The organism is Melissococcus plutonius ATCC 35311, from assembly GCF_000270185.1.
GTDB classification, from domain to species: Bacteria; Bacillota; Bacilli; order Lactobacillales; family Enterococcaceae; genus Melissococcus; species Melissococcus plutonius.
This window is the reverse complement of the sequence record NC_015516.1, coordinates 91,263-110,431: the sequence shown is the minus strand read 5'-3', so window position 1 is coordinate 110,431 and position 19,169 is coordinate 91,263. Positions and strand designations below refer to the sequence as shown.

At 29.5% G+C, this 19,169-nt stretch carries 18 protein-coding genes; 9 read left to right on the top strand and 9 right to left on the bottom strand.

Annotated features, from left to right (window positions below):
- Positions 1-24: 24 nt before the first annotated feature.
- Positions 25-315, top strand: a complete 291-nt coding sequence (locus tag MPTP_RS09310) for a winged helix-turn-helix domain-containing protein (protein ID WP_311736269.1) — start codon at positions 25-27, stop codon at positions 313-315.
- Positions 306-1,664 (top strand): sensor histidine kinase, encoded by a 1,359-nt coding sequence (locus tag MPTP_RS00450; RefSeq protein ID WP_231849647.1) that lies wholly within the window; start codon positions 306-308, stop codon positions 1,662-1,664. The genes MPTP_RS09310 and MPTP_RS00450 overlap by 10 nt, the downstream gene beginning before the upstream one ends.
- Positions 1,665-2,286: 622 nt before the next feature.
- Here the strand turns inward: MPTP_RS00450 and adhP are convergent.
- Positions 2,287-3,303, bottom strand: a complete 1,017-nt coding sequence (gene adhP / locus MPTP_RS00445) for an alcohol dehydrogenase AdhP (RefSeq protein WP_013773033.1) — start codon at positions 3,301-3,303, stop codon at positions 2,287-2,289.
- Between the two features lie 684 nt (positions 3,304-3,987).
- Between adhP and MPTP_RS00440 the strand changes: the two genes are divergently transcribed.
- Together MPTP_RS00440 and MPTP_RS00435 are read left to right on the top strand one after the other, a co-directional pair.
- Complete coding sequence (locus MPTP_RS00440; RefSeq protein WP_013773032.1) at positions 3,988-4,758, top strand: ABC transporter ATP-binding protein; 771 nt, start codon at positions 3,988-3,990, stop codon at positions 4,756-4,758.
- Complete coding sequence (locus MPTP_RS00435) at positions 4,755-6,569, top strand: FtsX-like permease family protein (protein WP_013773031.1); 1,815 nt, start codon at positions 4,755-4,757, stop codon at positions 6,567-6,569. The genes MPTP_RS00440 and MPTP_RS00435 overlap by 4 nt, the downstream gene beginning before the upstream one ends.
- A gap of 303 nt (positions 6,570-6,872) precedes the next feature.
- On the opposite strand, the gene MPTP_RS00430 is transcribed toward MPTP_RS00435, so the two are convergent.
- Positions 6,873-7,682, bottom strand: a complete 810-nt coding sequence (locus MPTP_RS00430) for a hypothetical protein (RefSeq protein WP_013773030.1) — start codon at positions 7,680-7,682, stop codon at positions 6,873-6,875.
- A gap of 1,130 nt (positions 7,683-8,812) precedes the next feature.
- Here MPTP_RS00430 and MPTP_RS09305 point away from each other — a divergent pair.
- From MPTP_RS09305 to MPTP_RS00415, 5 genes are read left to right on the top strand one after another with little or no spacing between them, the layout of a single operon-like run.
- A complete protein-coding gene (locus MPTP_RS09305) occupies positions 8,813-9,730 on the top strand; it encodes a hypothetical protein (protein ID WP_013773029.1) in 918 nt (305 codons plus the stop codon).
- On the top strand, positions 9,727-9,855 hold the full coding sequence (locus MPTP_RS10160) for a hypothetical protein (RefSeq protein WP_013773028.1): 129 nt from the start codon (positions 9,727-9,729) through the stop codon (positions 9,853-9,855). Before MPTP_RS09305 ends, MPTP_RS10160 begins: the two co-directional genes overlap by 4 nt.
- A 22-nt stretch (positions 9,856-9,877) precedes the next feature.
- On the top strand, positions 9,878-10,777 hold the full coding sequence (locus tag MPTP_RS09300; protein WP_013773027.1) for a DUF1430 domain-containing protein: 900 nt from the start codon (positions 9,878-9,880) through the stop codon (positions 10,775-10,777).
- 1 nt (position 10,778) lies between these two features.
- On the top strand, positions 10,779-11,417 hold the full coding sequence (locus MPTP_RS00420; RefSeq protein ID WP_013773026.1) for an ATP-binding cassette domain-containing protein: 639 nt from the start codon (positions 10,779-10,781) through the stop codon (positions 11,415-11,417).
- 1 nt (position 11,418) lies between these two features.
- Positions 11,419-11,610, top strand: coding sequence for a hypothetical protein (locus MPTP_RS00415; RefSeq protein WP_041363451.1), 192 nt, complete (start codon positions 11,419-11,421; stop codon positions 11,608-11,610).
- A gap of 518 nt (positions 11,611-12,128) precedes the next feature.
- On the opposite strand, the gene MPTP_RS00410 is transcribed toward MPTP_RS00415, so the two are convergent.
- From MPTP_RS00410 to MPTP_RS00380, 7 genes are all read right to left on the bottom strand, one after another.
- Entirely contained in the window at positions 12,129-13,268 is a 1,140-nt protein-coding gene (locus MPTP_RS00410) for a hypothetical protein (RefSeq protein ID WP_013773025.1), read from the bottom strand.
- Between the two features lie 1,097 nt (positions 13,269-14,365).
- Positions 14,366-15,238, bottom strand: coding sequence for a bacterial Ig-like domain-containing protein (locus tag MPTP_RS10155; protein ID WP_013773024.1), 873 nt, complete (start codon positions 15,236-15,238; stop codon positions 14,366-14,368).
- Positions 15,193-15,738, bottom strand: a complete 546-nt coding sequence (locus MPTP_RS09795; RefSeq protein ID WP_013773023.1) for a lectin-like domain-containing protein — start codon at positions 15,736-15,738, stop codon at positions 15,193-15,195. Before MPTP_RS09795 ends, MPTP_RS10155 begins: the two co-directional genes overlap by 46 nt.
- 344 nt (positions 15,739-16,082) lie before the next feature.
- On the bottom strand, positions 16,083-16,763 hold the full coding sequence (locus MPTP_RS00395) for a WxL domain-containing protein (RefSeq protein WP_013773021.1): 681 nt from the start codon (positions 16,761-16,763) through the stop codon (positions 16,083-16,085).
- Positions 16,764-16,784: 21 nt separating this feature from the next.
- Positions 16,785-17,501, bottom strand: coding sequence for a WxL domain-containing protein (locus MPTP_RS00390; protein ID WP_013773020.1), 717 nt, complete (start codon positions 17,499-17,501; stop codon positions 16,785-16,787).
- On the bottom strand, positions 17,498-17,833 hold the full coding sequence (locus MPTP_RS00385) for a hypothetical protein (RefSeq protein ID WP_231849646.1): 336 nt from the start codon (positions 17,831-17,833) through the stop codon (positions 17,498-17,500). The genes MPTP_RS00390 and MPTP_RS00385 overlap by 4 nt, the downstream gene beginning before the upstream one ends.
- 72 nt (positions 17,834-17,905) lie before the next feature.
- The gene (locus tag MPTP_RS00380) at positions 17,906-18,928 is read right to left on the bottom strand and encodes a DUF916 and DUF3324 domain-containing protein (protein WP_013773018.1); all 1,023 of its coding nucleotides are present in this window, start codon (positions 18,926-18,928) and stop codon (positions 17,906-17,908) included.
- Positions 18,929-19,169 lie beyond the last annotated feature (241 nt).

The following is a 19,169-nucleotide window of genomic DNA, read 5'->3' as shown; positions in this document are numbered from 1 at the left end:
AGGTGTTTGAAATAATTTTGAACTATCAATGGATATTTTAGAATCAGACGATTTAATCTTTCACAAAAAATCTTATATTATCGAGAATTCCCCATAGATTTAACAAAAAGTGAGTATGAAATTTGTGAATTTTTAGCACGAAATCATGGACAGGTATTTACAAAAGATCAAATTTATGAAGCTATTTTTGGTTATGATGCAAAAGGAGATAGTCAATCGATTTCAACTCATGTTAAAAATATTAGAAGTAAATTTAATCATTCAGAGAAGATTCCTTTAGACACACATTGGGGTATTGGTTACCTATGGAAATAAAAAGCAATTATTCACTAAATCGCTTATTCATAAACTTTCTTTTCTCATTAAGTATTTTTCTAACCATGGGAATACTGATTCCTATTGCTCTATTTCTTATTTCCTTAAATCTTGGTTATATTACTCCAGCAAACCAGGGAGAAAAAGACGCACAAACATTAATAAATAAAATAGCAAGTGAACAAACATTTAATAAAAAAGATGTTTCATCTTTAAATAGGTATCTTATAGTATCAAAAAACTTTACAATAAAAGATACCAACATGCCAAAAAATTTACAAACAAAAGCCATCCAGTTTGCGAAATCAAATAAACAAAAAAATACCCATTTTACATGTATAACTATGGGTAACCAGACAATCGTTTTATCGTTTAAAATTAAAGCGATGTATACAAATTCTTTTTTAAACAAGTATTTTATTTCACCAGAATTTATTCTAATATTAAGTATCATCAACGCTATTCTCATTGTAACTATATTGGTTAGAAGTCTTTCCAAAAAAATAAAGGAAGAACTTTTGCCCATTGGTCTTGCTGTTAAAAAAATCGAAAATAACGATTTAGATTTTCAAGTTGGCCATTCAAACATTAAAGAATTAAATCAAATTTTAGAAAGCTTTGAAGAAATGAAAAATTCTTTGCAGCAAGCTTTAGAAAAGAAATGGCAAAGTGAACAAAAACAACGTCAACAACTTACAGCACTTATTCATGATATCAAGACACCTTTAACTGGTGCAATAGGTTGGTCAGAACTTTTGAATGAAACAGTGCTTACAACGGAACAAGCAGCATACATCCAAAAATTACAGAACAATCAAGCTTCCATTGAGCAGTTAGTCAACTCATTAATGGAACTAACGCTTGATAGTAAAAAAATGGAACAAAGTATTCAATCTTATCACTTAAAAAATTTTGCTTATGCGTTGAAAACAGAGATAACCGATCTAGCAATGGTAAAAAGTATTTCTATTCAGTCGATTGAGAAGATTGACAATCCTATAGTAAACTTTGATTATCAACTCCTACACCAAGCTGTGTTTAATATTCTTTCTAATGCAGTTGACTTTACACCAATAAATGGAAACATCTGGTTAACGATTACTAGTAATCATACTAACTTTTCTATTCAAATTGAAGACAGTGGCGTGGGATTTACTCCTGAAGTTCTTGTACATGCAACGGATGAATTATATATGGGAGATTCTAGTCGCTCAGGAATCAATCATTTTGGTATGGGATTAGCTACTGCTAAAAATAATAGTAAACATCTAAATGGTCACTTAGTACTTGGTCGTTCAAAAATTTTGAATGGTGCTTCAGTAAAGATTACTATTCCTACCTCTTTATAAATTTTGTTTTTTTAGATTGATTTAATACTTTCCGAACTTGTATTTACTTCTTTTGTTTTAACTATTTCTCTAATTTTAATCATTTTTCCTACCCAATCGAATGCCTATTTAAAAAATACTTTTCTAGGATAGCTCATTGAAAATGATTAGAATACTTAAATAAAGATTATTGAACAATGAGCAAGAAGAGCAACAGAACAAAACAATAGATGAAATGAACTAAAAAATAATAATGGTTATATATACTACCAATACTATAAAGTGATCTTTAACAAAGATAGGTGACTTGAATATCGTTGATTAATTATTCAAATACATTTATTCTATTGAAACTGAATAAATGGTGAAATGAATTCAAAACAATATAATGGTAAATGGTAATCTGATTGCTATTATATTGTTTTGAATTCATCTTTACTTCATCTATAAATCAAATTATTGATTTATAGTACATTAAGAATCAGTTGACGAATTCCTTTATACAATAAAAAAATTAAGCTTTTCTAGCTAGCTTTTATTGATCTACACTTTTCCTTTTTATTTGAATTGAAAAATAGACCAAGTACTCAATATGTACTTGGTCTATTTTCTAATAAATCTCTAATAACTTTTATTTTTGTTCTTATTTTGTAAAATCAATAACCATACGACCTTCAATATTACCTGCTTTCATTTCATCAATAATATCATTGATCTCTTCAAGTCTGCGAGTTGTTACAATTGGTTTGACCTTCCCTGCTGCACCAAATTGGAATGCTTCTGCTAAATCTTGTCGTGTACCTACAAGTGATCCACTCACCTTGATTCCATAAAATACTGTCTGAGGAATTGAGATTTCCATTTTATCATTTGGTAAAGCAACAGCGACCATTTTACCCATTGGTTTCAAACTGTTCATTGCAGCTTCAAACGCCGAACGAGCCACAGCACAAACAATAGCTGCCGAAGCTCCACCTACTTTTTCTTGAATGATTGCTGGAGCATTTTCATTAAGTGAATTAATGATCATATCTGCACCAATTTTTTTTGCTAAATTTAATTTGTCATCATTGATATCAATAACAATAACATTTGCATTAAAAACATTTTTTGCAAATTGAATGGCTAGATTTCCAAGTCCCCCAGCTCCATAAATGGTAATCCATTGCCCTGGTTTAATGCCACTAATTTTGATTGCCTTGTAGGTAGTTACACCTGCACAAGTCAGTGAACTTGCTTGGACAGGATCTAATTCATCTGGTACTTTGACTGCATAATCCGCTGTAACAATGGCTTGTTCCGCCATACCACCATCAACACTATAACCAGCATTTTTTGCTTCATGACAAAATGTTTCATTACCACTTACACAATATTCACAATGTCCGCATCCTTCAAAGAACCATGCAACTGATACCCGGTCCCCTACCTTCAGAGATGTTACATCGCTACCAATTTCTCTAACAATACCAATTCCTTCATGTCCTAAAACTGTTCCTGCCTGATTTCCATAATCACCGGCTGCTACGTGTAAATCCGTATGACAAACACCACAATACTCCATATCAAGAAGTGCTTCATTTTCTTTAATCGGACGAAGTTCTTTTTCAACTAAATCTGCATATCCATCTGGATTTTGACGTACTACTGCTGCTTTCATAAATAAACCTCCCTATTTATATTGTCAATGTGAATACCTCACCCTATTAATATATCACTTTTGTAAAACTTTTCTAGGTCAATTTGTATAATTGTTTACAAATTTAAAATTTTTTTTATTTTCATCTATATTAAGTTGGATCCATTGCAATTTACCTTTGGTTTGCCAGTTTAATTCTTTGATCAATGAATACCTTTTATTGGTTAATTCTTTAAGATTATAGTTACATTTGTTCAAAAAAATTAAATTTTTATCTTTATAATTTCTTCAAAATTGGTAGTTAAATTAATAGTGAGAGATGTATTTATGATAGAAAACTATAAAGTCTATAAATATTCTCAAATTACTTTTTCTTTTTCGAATAATACGAATGAAATTATTTTCATTTCTACCTCTCTTTTATCTAAACCGAAAAGGTATGTGGCTCACTTTGAAAAACAAATAAATACTAAAAGAATACTATCAGTAGAATAAGACAATTACGCTAGTTTTTGCTTCTCTTGTTAATAATTTCTCTAGGAAAAACAAGAAATAAACCAATTATTTAAAGCTTCTTAGAGAAAAATTAAAAAGCCATATATTCCTCAAAAATTAAGTTTGAGGAACTAACCCATCAAATAAGAGAAAAAAACCAAACAAAAGATATTAAAATTCTATTTTAAACAAAATAAAGGAGTGAATGTAATGAAAGGATCAGTAAAAAAAATAGTACAGGTAGAAAATGTGACAAAAATCTATGGAAGAACAAAACAAGAAGAAACAAAAGCACTTAATCATCTGTCTTTTGATATATATGAAGGTGAATTTGTAGGTATTATGGGAGCTTCAGGTTCAGGCAAAACAACCTTACTAAATCTTTTATCCACATTGGATTCTCCAACTTCAGGAACTGTTCAAATTAATGGTGAAGATCTAACTCAATTGCACGGCAATAAATTAGCTAATTTTCGTAGTAAACAAATCGGTTTTATTTTTCAAGACTTTAATTTACTAGAAAATTTAACCGCTTTTGAAAATATCGCAATTCCCCTTTCTCTACAAAGAAAGCACCATCGATACATAACTGAAGCGATTGAAAAAGTAGCAAAAATACTTAATATCCAGGACATTCTAAAAAAATTCCCATCTCAATTGTCCGGTGGACAAAAACAACGAGTAGCTTCTGCAAGAGCCTTGGTAACAAAACCTAGTATTCTATTAGGAGATGAACCAACTGGATCCCTAGATTCAAAAAGTGCGTATGATTTATTAAATAGAATGAAAACAATCAATCAAGAGTTCGGTGTGTCTATTCTCATGGTGACACATGATCCATTTTCAGCTAGTTTTTGTACACGAATTTTATTTATCAAAGATGGCAAATTATATAAAGAAATCAATAAGAAAACAAATAGACAAAAATTTTATGAAGAATTATTGAATCAACTTGGTAAATTGGAGGATGAAAAAAATTGATATCTTTAAAACTAGCTTTTTTAGGCTTAAAAGGTAAATTGAAAGATTATCTTATTCTTTTTTCTGGTTTAATTATTTCAATAGGTGTCTTTTATATGTTCCAATCTTTAGCCCATAATGCATCTTTAAATAAAAGTACACAACTCGGTTCTGTTTTTACCTTAATTTTTCACCTAGGAACAATTCTATTGATCATTATTACGCTTGTTTATTTTATTTATGCCAATACATTTTTATTAAACTTGAAACGTAAATTATATGCCGTATATATGATGTTGGGTGCAAATAAAAGCAAGATAAGTTTGCTCATTTTTACCGAAACAATAAGCATTGGTATCCTTACCATCCCAGTTGGACTTTTAATAGGTATGGGTCTAACTGTTCTTGTCAATCAATTACTCATTAAAACATTAGCTATCCACAAAAGCTTTATCTTATATGCTGATTTTTCTTCTGTTCTTTCAACTTGTTTATTTTTTAGTTTGTGTTTTTTATTTATGGCTATCATGAATGTGATCGCCTTATCAAAAAATAGCTTGATTTCCTTACTTAAAAAACAAGAAAAGCCTGAATATAAACCATTTAATTACTGGCTTATCCTAACTCAATCTATTGCTGGATTATTCTTTCTAAGTATCGCTTATTATCTTATGATACACTTTATGCAATTTAAATTTATGGCTCTCATTGGTATATTAATAATCATTCTACTGGGAACCTATTTTACGATTCATTCACTGACCATTTTGTTACTAGGAATTTTACAAAAAAATAATTATTTTTATTTTAATCGATTGAATTCTGTTTTTATTGCACAATTAACCTACCGAATCAGTAACTACACTCAAGTTTTATCGATTGTTTCCTTACTTTTTGCCTTAGCACTTGGAGCATTAACAGTTGGTGTTGGTTTTAAAAATGAAGCTTACGAAATAGCAGATGGAACCTATTATTATGATATGGTCATCAACAATGCAAAATCATTGTCTTCTGAAAAATTATCGATACTTTCAATTCAAAATCAAACGAATTATTCAATAAAAGAAGACGCAAAAAGCATTTACTTTCTTAAAGAGGATTTTAAGAGCCACCCATTCATTGTAAATCAGGTAGCTTTTGATGGAAAAATAAACCAACAAAAATTTTCAGCAACTACTCTGGAAAAAAATCCCTATGCCATGATGTCTTTACGAAGTTTACTTACAAATAAACAACAAGCAAAGGAAATTCTCTTTTTACCTAGACAATCCCTTAATAAAATCAAAGCACCTTCCAAAACAGTTACTTTGATTAAAACAACGAACCTTAAAAAGAACCTACCAAAAATTAAACAACTTATTCAATATATGCAGCCAAAAAAATCAAATAGCTCCAAAGATAATTTATCTGCTGAAACCAATCAAAAGTATTCAAAGTATCAAGAAATTCGAGCTATAATGGTTGGCTTTGAATATATGGGCTTTTTCCTTAGTTTTTCTTTTTTGGTTATGCTTATTAGCTGCCTATTATTCAAAGTTTTATCTGGTGTCACAGTTGATAAAAGCAGGTACCTCATTTTAAGTAAATTAGGTGCATCGAAAAAGGAAATTAAACATGTTGTTTTCAAAGAACTACTAGCTACCTTTTTACTACCAGCTATTCTTGGCGTTATTGATGTTTTATTTGGATTGCAACTATTTAGATCTTTGCTCCTTAATCCCTATCAAACGATTATTTTTCCAATTTTAATATTTTTAATGGTCTATATTTTTTATTTTTTAATTACTTATACAATGTATATAAAATCATTGTTTAGTCATTTTAAATATTGACCTATTCATTTGTATACTGATGAAAAAGCTGTCTACATGATTTTAAGATTAGTTACGATTGAAATGTGATGAACAAAATTTTTTTAGAAATTCGCATCTGTTTGCAATTTTTAGTGAGACTTCTATAGTTATTTATACAAACCAATAACTACCCAACTATTTATCAATATCATGTACGTTTATAGATAATATTATAAATTGCCTGCAAACTGAATCATTTGCTCTATCTTTTATAGACATATAAATATAAGGAATCATTATTATTACCAATAATGATTCCTTATATTTTAACAAGTAACGTAATTAATAAGGTAATGTACATTCGACATAATCACCAATAGCATGTGGAACGGAAAAAATTAAGACAACTTCATTATTTGTTAGATAGTATTGTAAATCAGAAGTAGCAGGAGTCATCTCTTTATTTGATAGCAAGTTATCTATTCCATTTGGAAATATTGCTTTAAAATCAATGTCTTTTGCCTTAAAAGTATTCATTAATTTATCTTCAATAGTATGTTTAACTGTATCATTTAAATTCAAAATAGCATTCAATGGCACTCTATTTCCATTCTTTAAATCAATAGTTATTCCTGACTTAAATTGACGTGGATAGGCGGCTTTCTCAATGTTACCAGAATAAACAAGTGAAACATAATTACTATTTTGCAGTGTTATTTGATAATCTGCTATCAAATCTTCTCCATAAATATCTTTCAATTCTTGTATATAAGCTTGAATACTTGAATTGATCACTTGATTATTATCATAGCTTGAAAATTGTGGATATTTTATTGAAGTATTTGAATTTTTTATAATTGAAGCGTGTTCATTTTTTGTGTCAACATTAGAGTTAGCATTTTGATTGTTGTTTTTTACCACTTCATTTTTGGTATTAGAATCAAAATTCTGATTATCATTTTTTGTCAATTTATTCTTGGTGTCTTGCTTGTTTTTATTTTCGAGCTTCTTATTACTTTTTTCATCTTTATTTTGCTGAATCATAATGTTATTTTTATTTTCTGAAACTGCATGATTCCCTTCAGCTTCTTCACAAGCAGTTAGAGAAATGGTTAGCCAGCCCAATGAGACCAATACAAAAATTTTTTTCATAAAATCACCATCTTTCTTGTTCTATCTCACTTAATTTTAAAAATTTTATTTAAAAATAAACAGTGTCAATTCTATTTCTAATAAATTTTATAACAAATAGTATTCTAGACTGAAAAATCGATCAGAGTATTTTCCGATTATGAAAATTCTGAGTAATCATTATTTTTGATAATAATACATATGGATATATTTTAGATTATTGAAATGAGATAATTATATATTTTAATTTATAATAAATATAATACAATAATTTAAATAATCCTAAAAGAAAAATGGAAAAAATTTTTTACAATTTTGACAATAATAAAATAAGCTAACACTATTAATTTATACTACCAATTCGACTTTAAACCTTTATATTCTAAACTACTCTAAGTTTTGATTGATTTTACATATAACCAAATTATTCATAGATCTGATTAGATTATTTCTAATTAGATCTCTACCAATGATTTTTTCTTATATAATTTTTTTATGAATGCCTGACTTTCTATATTTTTTACTTTTATGGTTGTTTCAAATAAGTATAATTCTAGACTTAATAGATTATTTCAATTATATCTACCTATAAAGATAGTTGGTAATAGTAACTAGCCATATAGAAATTATAAAATTAATCCTATTTAATCTCCTAGGCTTGATTGTTAAAAATAATAAATATATAACTATTAATTTTAAATATATATATAATCTATGGTTGATTTTAATTAATAAAAAGTCTATTATATATGATATGTGATTATTAAATTATCTATTATTTTATTATAAAAAACTCTTTCATAATTTTTTCGAAACTATTATAACTGTCACGATTCTATTGATGAAATTACAATCTATACAACAAATTTTAATGCGAATAGCTGGATATAGTGTTATAAACATACTGTATCTAATAATTGTGTATACCAATTATTATTCTATTCATATTAACCAGAGTTCAAAAATTGTAAATCAGGTAAATGTACCCGCTTTTATATTAATGAAATTAATGGCTAAGCTACTATAGGTGTAATATCTGAGATCTGGCTTCACTTTATTACAATCCAACAAGCTTTTATTAAATTGTATTTTTAACCATGAAAAAGAAGGAGCAGAAATGCTCTCTTCTTTTTTAGGAGGTAATTATCAGTATGTATAATAAACTAAAAAAATTACTAGCTATGATTACTATTTTATTTATAGCTTTATTAGGATTACTTTTTCTAAAAAATTATCAAAATCAATTGTTTGGTGGTCAAAAAGAAGTCGTATCTGTTGAGAAGTCTACTGTTAACTTTAAGAAAGACATTAAAAAAATAGCAGAAGATAATGATAACCTTATCGCTCAAAGAATTGTAGAGGCAAAGAATAATTTTAGTGGAGAAGTAGAAAATACCTATGTTCCAATTGGTAAAGGAGAACTACCTTCTAATTTACCCTTGCAAAAAAATAAAAAGCTGATCAAGAATAGTCCAGTTAATACGCTATATATTATTGTTAAAGGTAGATTAACAGTTAAAGAACTTGCCAAAAAATTAAATGCCCTAAACAATCAAGCAATAGTTTTTCCAACGAATTATCGACTTATCCTATTAAAGTTGCTCAGTTCTATTCCCCAAGTTTTAATGATCATCCTAGTCTTACTCATTGCTTTTTCTTCTTTAATACTAGCAGAGTATATTTCGAATATTAGATCAATAGGGATTCGACGATTGTCAGGTGAGGGCAAACACACAATTGCACTTCAAAGTACATATAAAGATAGTTTATTCCTCATCGTATATACTCTTGTCATACTCTTTAGCATAATTATTGTCTTGAAAATTTTTAATTTTTTATCTATTGAATGCTTTCTAGTCATTACTTTTCCAATTCTGTGTTGGCTTTTCTTACTCCTTATAATAAATTTTTTTCTTTCTAATTTATTCTATTATATTCTTCAAAATCAACCGATTAATCTATCGATTAAAGGAAAAGCACCTATGAAGTTGATTTATTTAATGGTTTTTGTCATGCAAATCTTTACGTTAGCTTCACTCATGTATTGTGTTTATGGGGCCATGAAATGAATAATGAGCTGTCTCTCCTACAAGCAGGTAAACATGCTTGGGAAAAGTATCCTCAATTATTTCAAATAACCCAACTTGAAGATGGTGAATCCGTTACAAAAGAGAAAAAAAAGAGAAGCCTATAAACAATTATATCATTCTATAGATATGATGATCATACAGAACAATTTAGATAGTATTACATCATCAACTAATCCAGATCAGACTTCAAATGTTTTATATGTTAGCAATACGTTTATCAAATATAGTCCTATTAAACTATCTAAACAATTAAGAAACAAGATTAATAATCTTTCCCCTTTTGAAAACTTCATATTAATACCAGAAACTCAGAAGAATAATTACTCTTTTTTAAAGAAAAAATGGATAAACAATATAGAAAACGAAGCAAAATCATCTGCTAAAGATAATAAAGTTGTCAATGCAAACATAAAAACAACAGCTGGATTGTATGAGAATAGCGCTAATGTCTTTGTTTATCCTGTATTTAGCAATGGTGGACAATTGACATCTAATGAATGTTTTGTGCATCATCCAATTATTGTTGTAGGAACGCCCTATTCTAACCTAGCCATGTATCCAGATGGTTGGAATGTTCGAATCACACAGCCGACAAAAGTCACCGAATTTATTAAAAAAAATAATTTAACTTCGTATATGGGATCATTAACAAATGGTTTATTCTCGATCAATGAAAAATTTAATTCAGTTAAAAATAAAAAAGAAATATTGCTTATTTCAACGATTATTAGTATTGTCAGTTCCATTTTATTATTGATGTTAATCAATACAATTTATTTTTATCAAGGGAGAAAAAAATTTTTTATTGAAAGGTTAGCAGGAAAATCAATGCTTGCTATACATAAAAATTATTTAATCGTAGTGGTTGCTATTAATGTCTTTATTACCCTAATTTGTCTATTTTTACGTGCCTATCTTTTAGTAACACTCACACCAATAATCTACCTATTATTGATTTTAAGTATATTCTCAATTCAATTAAAAAGAGAAAAGCAACTAAATATTTTATATCTAAAGGGTGAATGATATGATTGAACTAAAAAATGTAAATAAATGTTTCGATGATAATGTCATTTTTAATCAGCTTAGTTATCAATTTTTAAATGGAAAAACCTATGCTCTGATCGGTGCTTCTGGTTCTGGAAAAACGACTTTACTAAATATAATCGGCAAACTAGAAACAGCAACCAAAGGAGAAGTCATTGTTGAAGGAACTCCATTAAAAAAAATAAAAGAAAAAGATTATTTTAAAAATTATATTGGTTATTTGTTTCAAAATTATGGCTTGATTGAAAATAAATCGATAAAAGAAAACTTAGATTTAGCATTTATTGGTCAAAAATTAATCAAAACCAGTAAAATAGAAAAAATGAAAGAAGCGCTGCGACAAGTAAATCTAACTTTAGATTTGAGTAGAAAAATTTTCACCTTATCTGGTGGAGAATCTCAGCGAGTTGCTATTGCTAAGATTATCTTAAAAGATTCACCCATTATTTTAGCGGATGAGCCCACTGCCTCTTTAGATGAAACGAACAGTCAGGAAATCATGGAATTAATTCTAAAACTTCAAACTAAAGAAAAAATCATTATTATCTCTACGCATAATCCAAATGTTTATCAAATGTTAGACGAAATTATCAATGTAGAAGAATACAAAGGAGAGTAAAATGAAACCAAAATTTACCTTAACCAATATTTTTTTTCAAGTAATGATTTTTATCCTATCCGGATTTATTATTATGACTCAATTTGGGTCTATGCGACAACCTGTTAAATTGTTTGTACAGTTTATTTTTGTGCTTTGTGTGTTTTCCTTAATCATCAGTATATCTAATTATATTAGAGAAGAGAAAGACTAAGCATCGTTGAGAAGGACATTAGCGCTGAAAGAAGCTTAATAGAAGCAAAAAGGTTAGTCGTTTGAAAAATAAAAATTTTTTACTTTTAAATGAATAAAAATAATTACTTATAAAATGGTTCGTCTTCTTCATTAAGACGATAATCCGTGAACCAGATAACTACTTATCTAGCTATCATTAATCAAAACTGAAGTAATTAACAAAAATAGTACAATATTCAGGATAACTGTAAACGTATTTACAAAATGTTATATACTAGTAATCATCTAAAAAAGCAAAAATGGAGATACCTTTCAATACAAAGCGATTCAAGCAGATAGCTATAAAAGAGCATTAAAAAATAACCAACTAACCCACTAGAATTAATTGGTTATTTATTTTTATTATTTTTTAAACTGTATGTTATTAAAGACAGCTATCAGATCGATTGGAAGAAAAAAGTCATTTTTTATAGTGCGATTCATCTCTATCACATCGATTGAATATGTTCATCATCATACAATCTACTAGATAGACTACTATTGAATATTAATTTCAGCAACCAGACCTGTTTCATCTAATCTATAAACCGGTGTTCCAACAAGTATTGCCTCGGCTTCTTCTTTGAGCCACATTCTAATCGCTTCATTCAGGGTGGTTTGATCAAGCGAACGGAAGAAACTATCTCCCTTATAAAGATCAAATCCGGCTATTCCATCATCGGTAAATGTTACCTCGCCACCACATTCATCTTGAGAGAGATGAAGAGCATTAATGCCATAGTAAAGGGCAGCATTTGATAATTCTTCTTCCGTTAATGTTTCTTTTTGAGTTGTCACAATAGGTTCCTCACTGTCATCCTCGTCATATTCCATTGTTACAAAAGGATCATCAAAAACATCTTCATCATAATCTTCATATGGATCAAAAGGCATTTCTCCTGGGTAGGTTCTATACTGTCTATGTTTTGATAAGAAACGAATTAGACGGTAAATACCATATAAGATAAGCAAAAGAAATCCAATTTGAACAATAGAAGCAAAAATGAAAGTGAAAGGTGCTTGTGTGAATCCACTACCATAACCACCATCACCGTAATCTCCATAACCATAGCCACCGCCATATCCAAAGAGGTGACCACCAATCCAACTTCCAATACCTCCAGCAATCATACTAGAAACAAAGGGATGGCGATAGAAAAATGAATTTCTTGGATAATAATTCCTAGAATTTCTGCGGTAAGAACGGTTACGTTGGCTATGTGAACCTTTATTTCTTCTGACAGTACGGTTTTCCTGTTCATGTTTTTGTTTGGTTTTATTTTTGATTCGATCACTTGCATGAGGATTATATGTACGTCTGTTTCCTTTGTAGCCATTATTATTTGTAGTTGAAGGGCTCTTACGACTTCCTCCATTACCATGAAAGCTGCCATGATAGCCACTCCGATTTGGTGTCACTCTTGTTGTAGAAGGACTTCGATGAAAACCGCCTGTACTACCACCACCATGAAAGCCACCATGATAACCTCCTCCACGACTACCTCCTATCCGAGCAACGCTTTTACCAAAAAACGACGATGAACCCACCGAAGTATGGGATCCTGCTGCACTTACTGATGTAACCTGCATGAAGAATAATAACAACACAGTAAATAATGCTATTCCTTTATTTTTCATAAAAAATTTCCTCTCTTTTATTATATATTTAAGATTGTTCTATATCTTTATCTTCCTATTCTACAAATACATACTGATTTAAGATAAAAAGAAACAGTCATATATTTTAAATGTCATTCATTATGATAATCATTCAATAGAACAAGAAAATAAATGAGTTATTTGAGATCATTAATGTATTGTATACTTCTATCTGCTTGCTTTTTAAATGATTGATTCATGATAAGAGTTTGTAAACATAATCAAAGTAGCTCTTTCTATTGGTATAAAAAATGAGTTGACTATTGATTATTATACAACATAAATGCATAAAAATAAAATAAGCAATTTATTGACCATTTAAAAAACTTATATCTAGATGCCATTTTTGGTTCATCTTTTTCTTATTTGGTTAATATCCAGAACATCCATACTAATTATAGGGATAAAAATATTAGTTTTTCCTACTAATAAGGAAAATTAAAAAACAAAGTAGTCTTTGCAGACCAAAAATAAGGTAGTTCCATTAAATCAAGTTGTCAATTAGATTTAATTATACAAGTTTTCTGCTATTAATTTCTTAGTTCCAGTTTTAGATCATTTATTTTACTATTTTATCAATAATTTACTCTTTTTATTCATTACATTTATGAACCCATTTTACTGCTTTTTGTTCATAATAGTCTATATTATTTTTATATTTTTTAATTATTTTAAACAAATGGATTTATTTATATTTATAACTATAAATGTTTTATTTAAAATAGATTTATTGAGGTATCATTATTAAACAAACTATACAATAACATTTTATTTCATAGTTAATATCATGTATTACTAAGCCGTTAAAGCTATACCACAAATAATTAATTCTAGAATTATCAAAAAATTGCGCTCATGTATTTTGGAAAGTCTTTTATTTCAAAAAAATATATTAATAAATTTATAAAAATACTAGAAATATATTCAACAATTTATATCATGCTAGTAGATTTTGAAAATATCGATTAAAAAATCTATGCCATTTTAATTGATAAATAAAATCAAAAAATAAATAGTCTATTATCTGTTAATCAACAGATAATAGACTATTTAGATATGAAATAATACCAATAAAGTTAACCTGGCACTTCTTCCAATGTCCATGTAATCGTTGAAGTATACGTATTTGCTTTCATTAATCCTGGATCAAAGCAAAATAATACTCCCTTGTTTTCTGTCCACGATATTGTTGGTTGTGTTTCATTTCCATCGCCTGAAGCAATTTGTTGTTGAGCTGCTAAACTTATTCCAGTTGAATCATTTTCATTTTGCTTAAACGTTAAAGCATTTGGATATTCTGTTTGTTGGTTATCTTTTGTAGAGGATGCTTGTGCCAATAGTTTCCACTTTTTCTTAACCGTATTATTGATGGTAATCTCCCAGTCTTTATCTTTTCTATTGATTAACTGAATGCCAGAATGAATATCTGTGTCATTAAAGTCGATTGTAGGAGGAACATATTTAAAACTTAAATCATCTACTACTGTAACTGTAGCATCTTTATCGACCTTGTCAGTTTTTCCTTTGTAGGTATAAGTGACTTTATATACTCCCGGCTTATTTGTATCGATGTTATGTTCATATGATATACGTGGATCATCAAATGAAACAGGGTTTTTTTCTTCATCAGTGGCTGACACAAAATTTTCTTTTGGATCCCAGTTGTGTACTCTATAAATAGTAGTATCCTTTGTTTTAATGGCTGCTTTTTGTGGTATTTCATTAAAAGATAATGCATTCACTTCATATTGTGCTCCCGTTGATGCCGTAAATCCCCAATAGACCTTATTTGTCGGGAAAAAACTATGATCTTCATTTGGACCCCCTTTTTTTACATTATCATATCTAAAAATAATACTTTCAGAATTAACTAAATTGAGTGATTCATCAAATAATTTATAGCTTAGTGTTCCTTTAGATCCACCATTAGGTACATAATCAAGTGCCATTTTTCGCCATTTCCCATTTGATAGGTTTTCATAAAATGATTTATAATTAAAGTGAGTATCATCTCCAGGTCCCATGAAGGCAATATGATTTTTTGATCTGGATTTTTAGAATCACGTCCATTACCATTGTAATAAGTATCAAATTCCAAGATGAGATAACCTGAACCATTACTTGGACTAGTTATATCAGGTTTTAAGGCACCTAAATCTCCTCCATTAAATCCTAAATGATTGCTTCCAATAGTTTGCATCATAAATGTCATTCCATCTGCAGCTACACCTTGCTGATTACCTAAATATACCCAGAAACTAGTCCTAAATGGATAATTTAAATCTATCTGATTTTTCCCCCAAATGGCACCATATTGAGTTTTCGCATTACTCATTTGTAAAACGTTCTTTTCATCATTATATTTAATACCTACATTATTACCAGTAATTGGATTGCCAAATATATCTTCTAAATTCAACCCCTGCTCAGGTGGGTGGGTCAGGTACATCAAATAATTTTTCTGCTTCTACAGAAGCGGGCAATAAGAATAGAAGCAGTATCCCTAATCCTAAACTCCATATTCCTTTTCTTAAATTATTGTTCATAAAATTTACTCCATTTATTTTTTATATTTTTATCAATAATAGCTACTTTTCTTTAGGAATTTATATAAGCTTGAATTAAACATTCTTAATTCTATAAAATTAGAAGAAAATTCTATCAACCAAATAAAAAATTCAGAGAAGTCCTCTCTGAATCAAAATTAAAATTTCTTATTTTTCCTCACTAACTGTATTTGATAAAGAGGTCATTTTCTAAATGAGAAAAGACATATATTTTCTTATTTAATTATTAAGCAGGCGTATCTGTAAGCGTCCAATTTAAATTAGCCGTATAGTTGTCGGCATATTGCCCACCTGGTACATTTAATTTTACTGTTGTAGGGTCTTCAAATTCATCGTACCAACTGCCCATTCCAGTATCTTTGTTTGCCGTTAAAATAGTTTGAGCGCCACCATTAACCTGCAAAGTAATCGCTGATGAGGTAGGTGAATGGTCATCATTTCCATTATTTGTATGTAACTTTCCTACAGGGAATTCAACAGTTGCACCTTTTAATAAATGGTTATTTTCTCCCTTAAAGTCAGACAAGCCGACAGTAACTTTCCACCCTGCGCCAGTACCACGTTTATCTGTTACCTGAAGTCCTTGTTTATAAGGAACATCTTTGTCATTTTTCTTAACAATAGAAGAAGTAGGAACGGCTTTTCCATCTAGTGCAATCGTTCCAAAGTCAAAGCTTGAAACAGCATCCAAGGTTAATATGCCTTTTTGACCAGTTGGATCTGTTGGATCAGTCGGATCAACAATAGGGGGATTAGGACCACTTGGTTCAGTTGGTGCTTTCAAAGTAACGGTTGATTTACTATTCGCAACAGTTGCCGTCGTGTTTTCTGCTTGAACATTTTTCGTACCTATACTCATTCCCAAAAGGGTTAATCCTACCATACTAACTGCAAATTGTTTTTTCATTTTTTCATCTCTTCCCATGTTTTATTTTGGTGTATCAGATAGTACCCAATTCACTTTTGCCTTATACGCTACATTTGATTTAGCGACACTACCAGGTACGGTTAAAGTAATGTCTTCTGGTTTTTCATAGACATTTATCCACGTTCCTTGTCCGGTATTCTCTGCTGCATTAATGACCAATTGTGCATCGTTATTATTGAATACAATATTTTTACTTGTTGGTTCCTTTGAAGTATTCGTTGATTCTGTTCGTAGAACAGCATTTTTAATAGAAAGGACAGTACCTTTTAATATTTCTGTTTGATTTGTTTTAGCGTTTTTACCTGTAAATTCACTGATTTGAGCAGTTAGGGCCCATCCAGCTCCTGTACCACGATTATCAGTTACCTGAATATAAGGGTTTTTATTGATTGCATTATAGGTTTGTTCCTTGCCTGAAATAGCTTGTTCACCAAAATGAATATTTGAAATAAAGTCTAACGACAAGGGACCATTGTTTCCTGTTCCAGGATTATCTGGATCTGCTGGATCCGTTGGATTAGCCGGATCCACTGGCTTAGAGGGATCTTCTGGATCAACCGGCTTAGTTGGACCATTTCTAGGAATAAATTGAACATGTGCATTAGTATCTGTTTTGCTCAATGGATGAGTGTCATCCGCAAAGACCTGTTTACTAATTGCTAAATTTATATTTAGCAAGATAATTCCAACGATCAATAAAGAGATTTTTTTATTCATAATAGACGATTATTTCCTTTCTTTTTTAAGAATAACAGTAGCATAGAAATGACAATGAGACTTAAAACAAATGATAAATTTCCTTTACTTAACTGTTCATTTGTTTTTGGCAATCTTCCTTGCCTCATTTTTTCACTATCTTTTTTCTCTGCATTTTCTTTTTTTATTTCTTTCTTTTGTGTATCTTTATCTGGTTTATCTTGTGATTCTTTAAATATGATTCCTACATGGCTAGTATAATTGTCTTCGGCTCGTACATTTTCTCCTCTCATCATACTCATTATTCCAAGAAGAAGTATTAGCCATAAAAAATGTCGAGCAAATCTTTTCATCTTACCTTTTTCACCCCCTTTCAATGTTATTGCCAGCTCTATCGGTCAATACTTGTTGCTTACCTATATTAATTAAGAGTGTTGTTTTTTCTTTAATCGGTAAACTAGATAAATAATGACAATTAATAAGAATAAACTGAATCCAATTAATAGATAGCCCCATACAGGAAACGATTCTTTTTCCTCATGAATGGCTTCTTTATTTAATTGATTGACCTTTTTATCTTTTATGGTAAATTTTTTGGAAAATGTCCAGGTATATTTTCCTTGTTCCGCTTCTGCTTTTAAATGTAACGTGTATTTTCCTGGTTTGATCGTTTCCTCCAAAGGAATTGGAAATCGAAAGGAAGAGTTTGGTGCCATATTCATTTCTGAACGTTCTGCAGTTTTATAGGACTTTTTCTCGCCTGCTTTAGTGATGGTTGCTTTCACCTTTAGATTACGTAAAATGGTTGGTTGATCGTTTTGTAAATGAGCAGTTACAACTTGCCTATAATTCATTAATTCTGGTTGTACCGAACGTAATTGAAGACGCGGAGCTACGTTAGTCGTTTTTTCTCTTACCATCAATCCGATAACATAGGAATATTGATTTTTAATCATCACATTGTTATTTTTTTGTTCTTGTTTTTGCTCTTTTTTTGCTAAATGAATCCCACCTAGTATTGTTCCCTTAATTGGTTTCACCGGCATATCAAGTTGAAAGGCCACTTCTTTTTGTTCATTTGGTGCAAGATGGATCTCTTGTTTATTGTTCTTTACAATATCTTCGATGCCAATTTTTAAACTGGGATCTTTCTTTTTCGCATGTTGTGTATAATCAATTACGCCATTTTGATTGGTTTGAGCATTATTAACTGTTGCAAGTAAGGTTTCTTCTTTGTTTGCTGAGTTCTTAACAGTTATTGTAATTGTCTGTTTTTGCTCTGGTTTCATTAATAAATCAAAATAGGTTACCTGCTTATCTTGTTGGTTTTCTGGTAGATTGGCATGAACTGAAAAATTCATATCTGCTGCTTGGCTTATTCTTGGATTAAATCCAATAAAGAACATACTAATGAATAAACCAGTCATCATTATTTTTAATTTTTTCATTTTATTCTTTTCTTAAACGCTCCTTATCGATTATTAAAAATATTGTTCAAAAGAATTCTTGTTGAATTATTTTTACCAAAATATTTTCATTTTTTTTACTATACAATTAAATATTATGAAATAATAAACATATTGTCAATATGTATTTTTATTTAGCATGAATTTTCCATAATTATAAAAGATAAATAATATAACTAAGGGTATTTTATTTTTATTTATTTCCTTAAAATAATATTTTTTT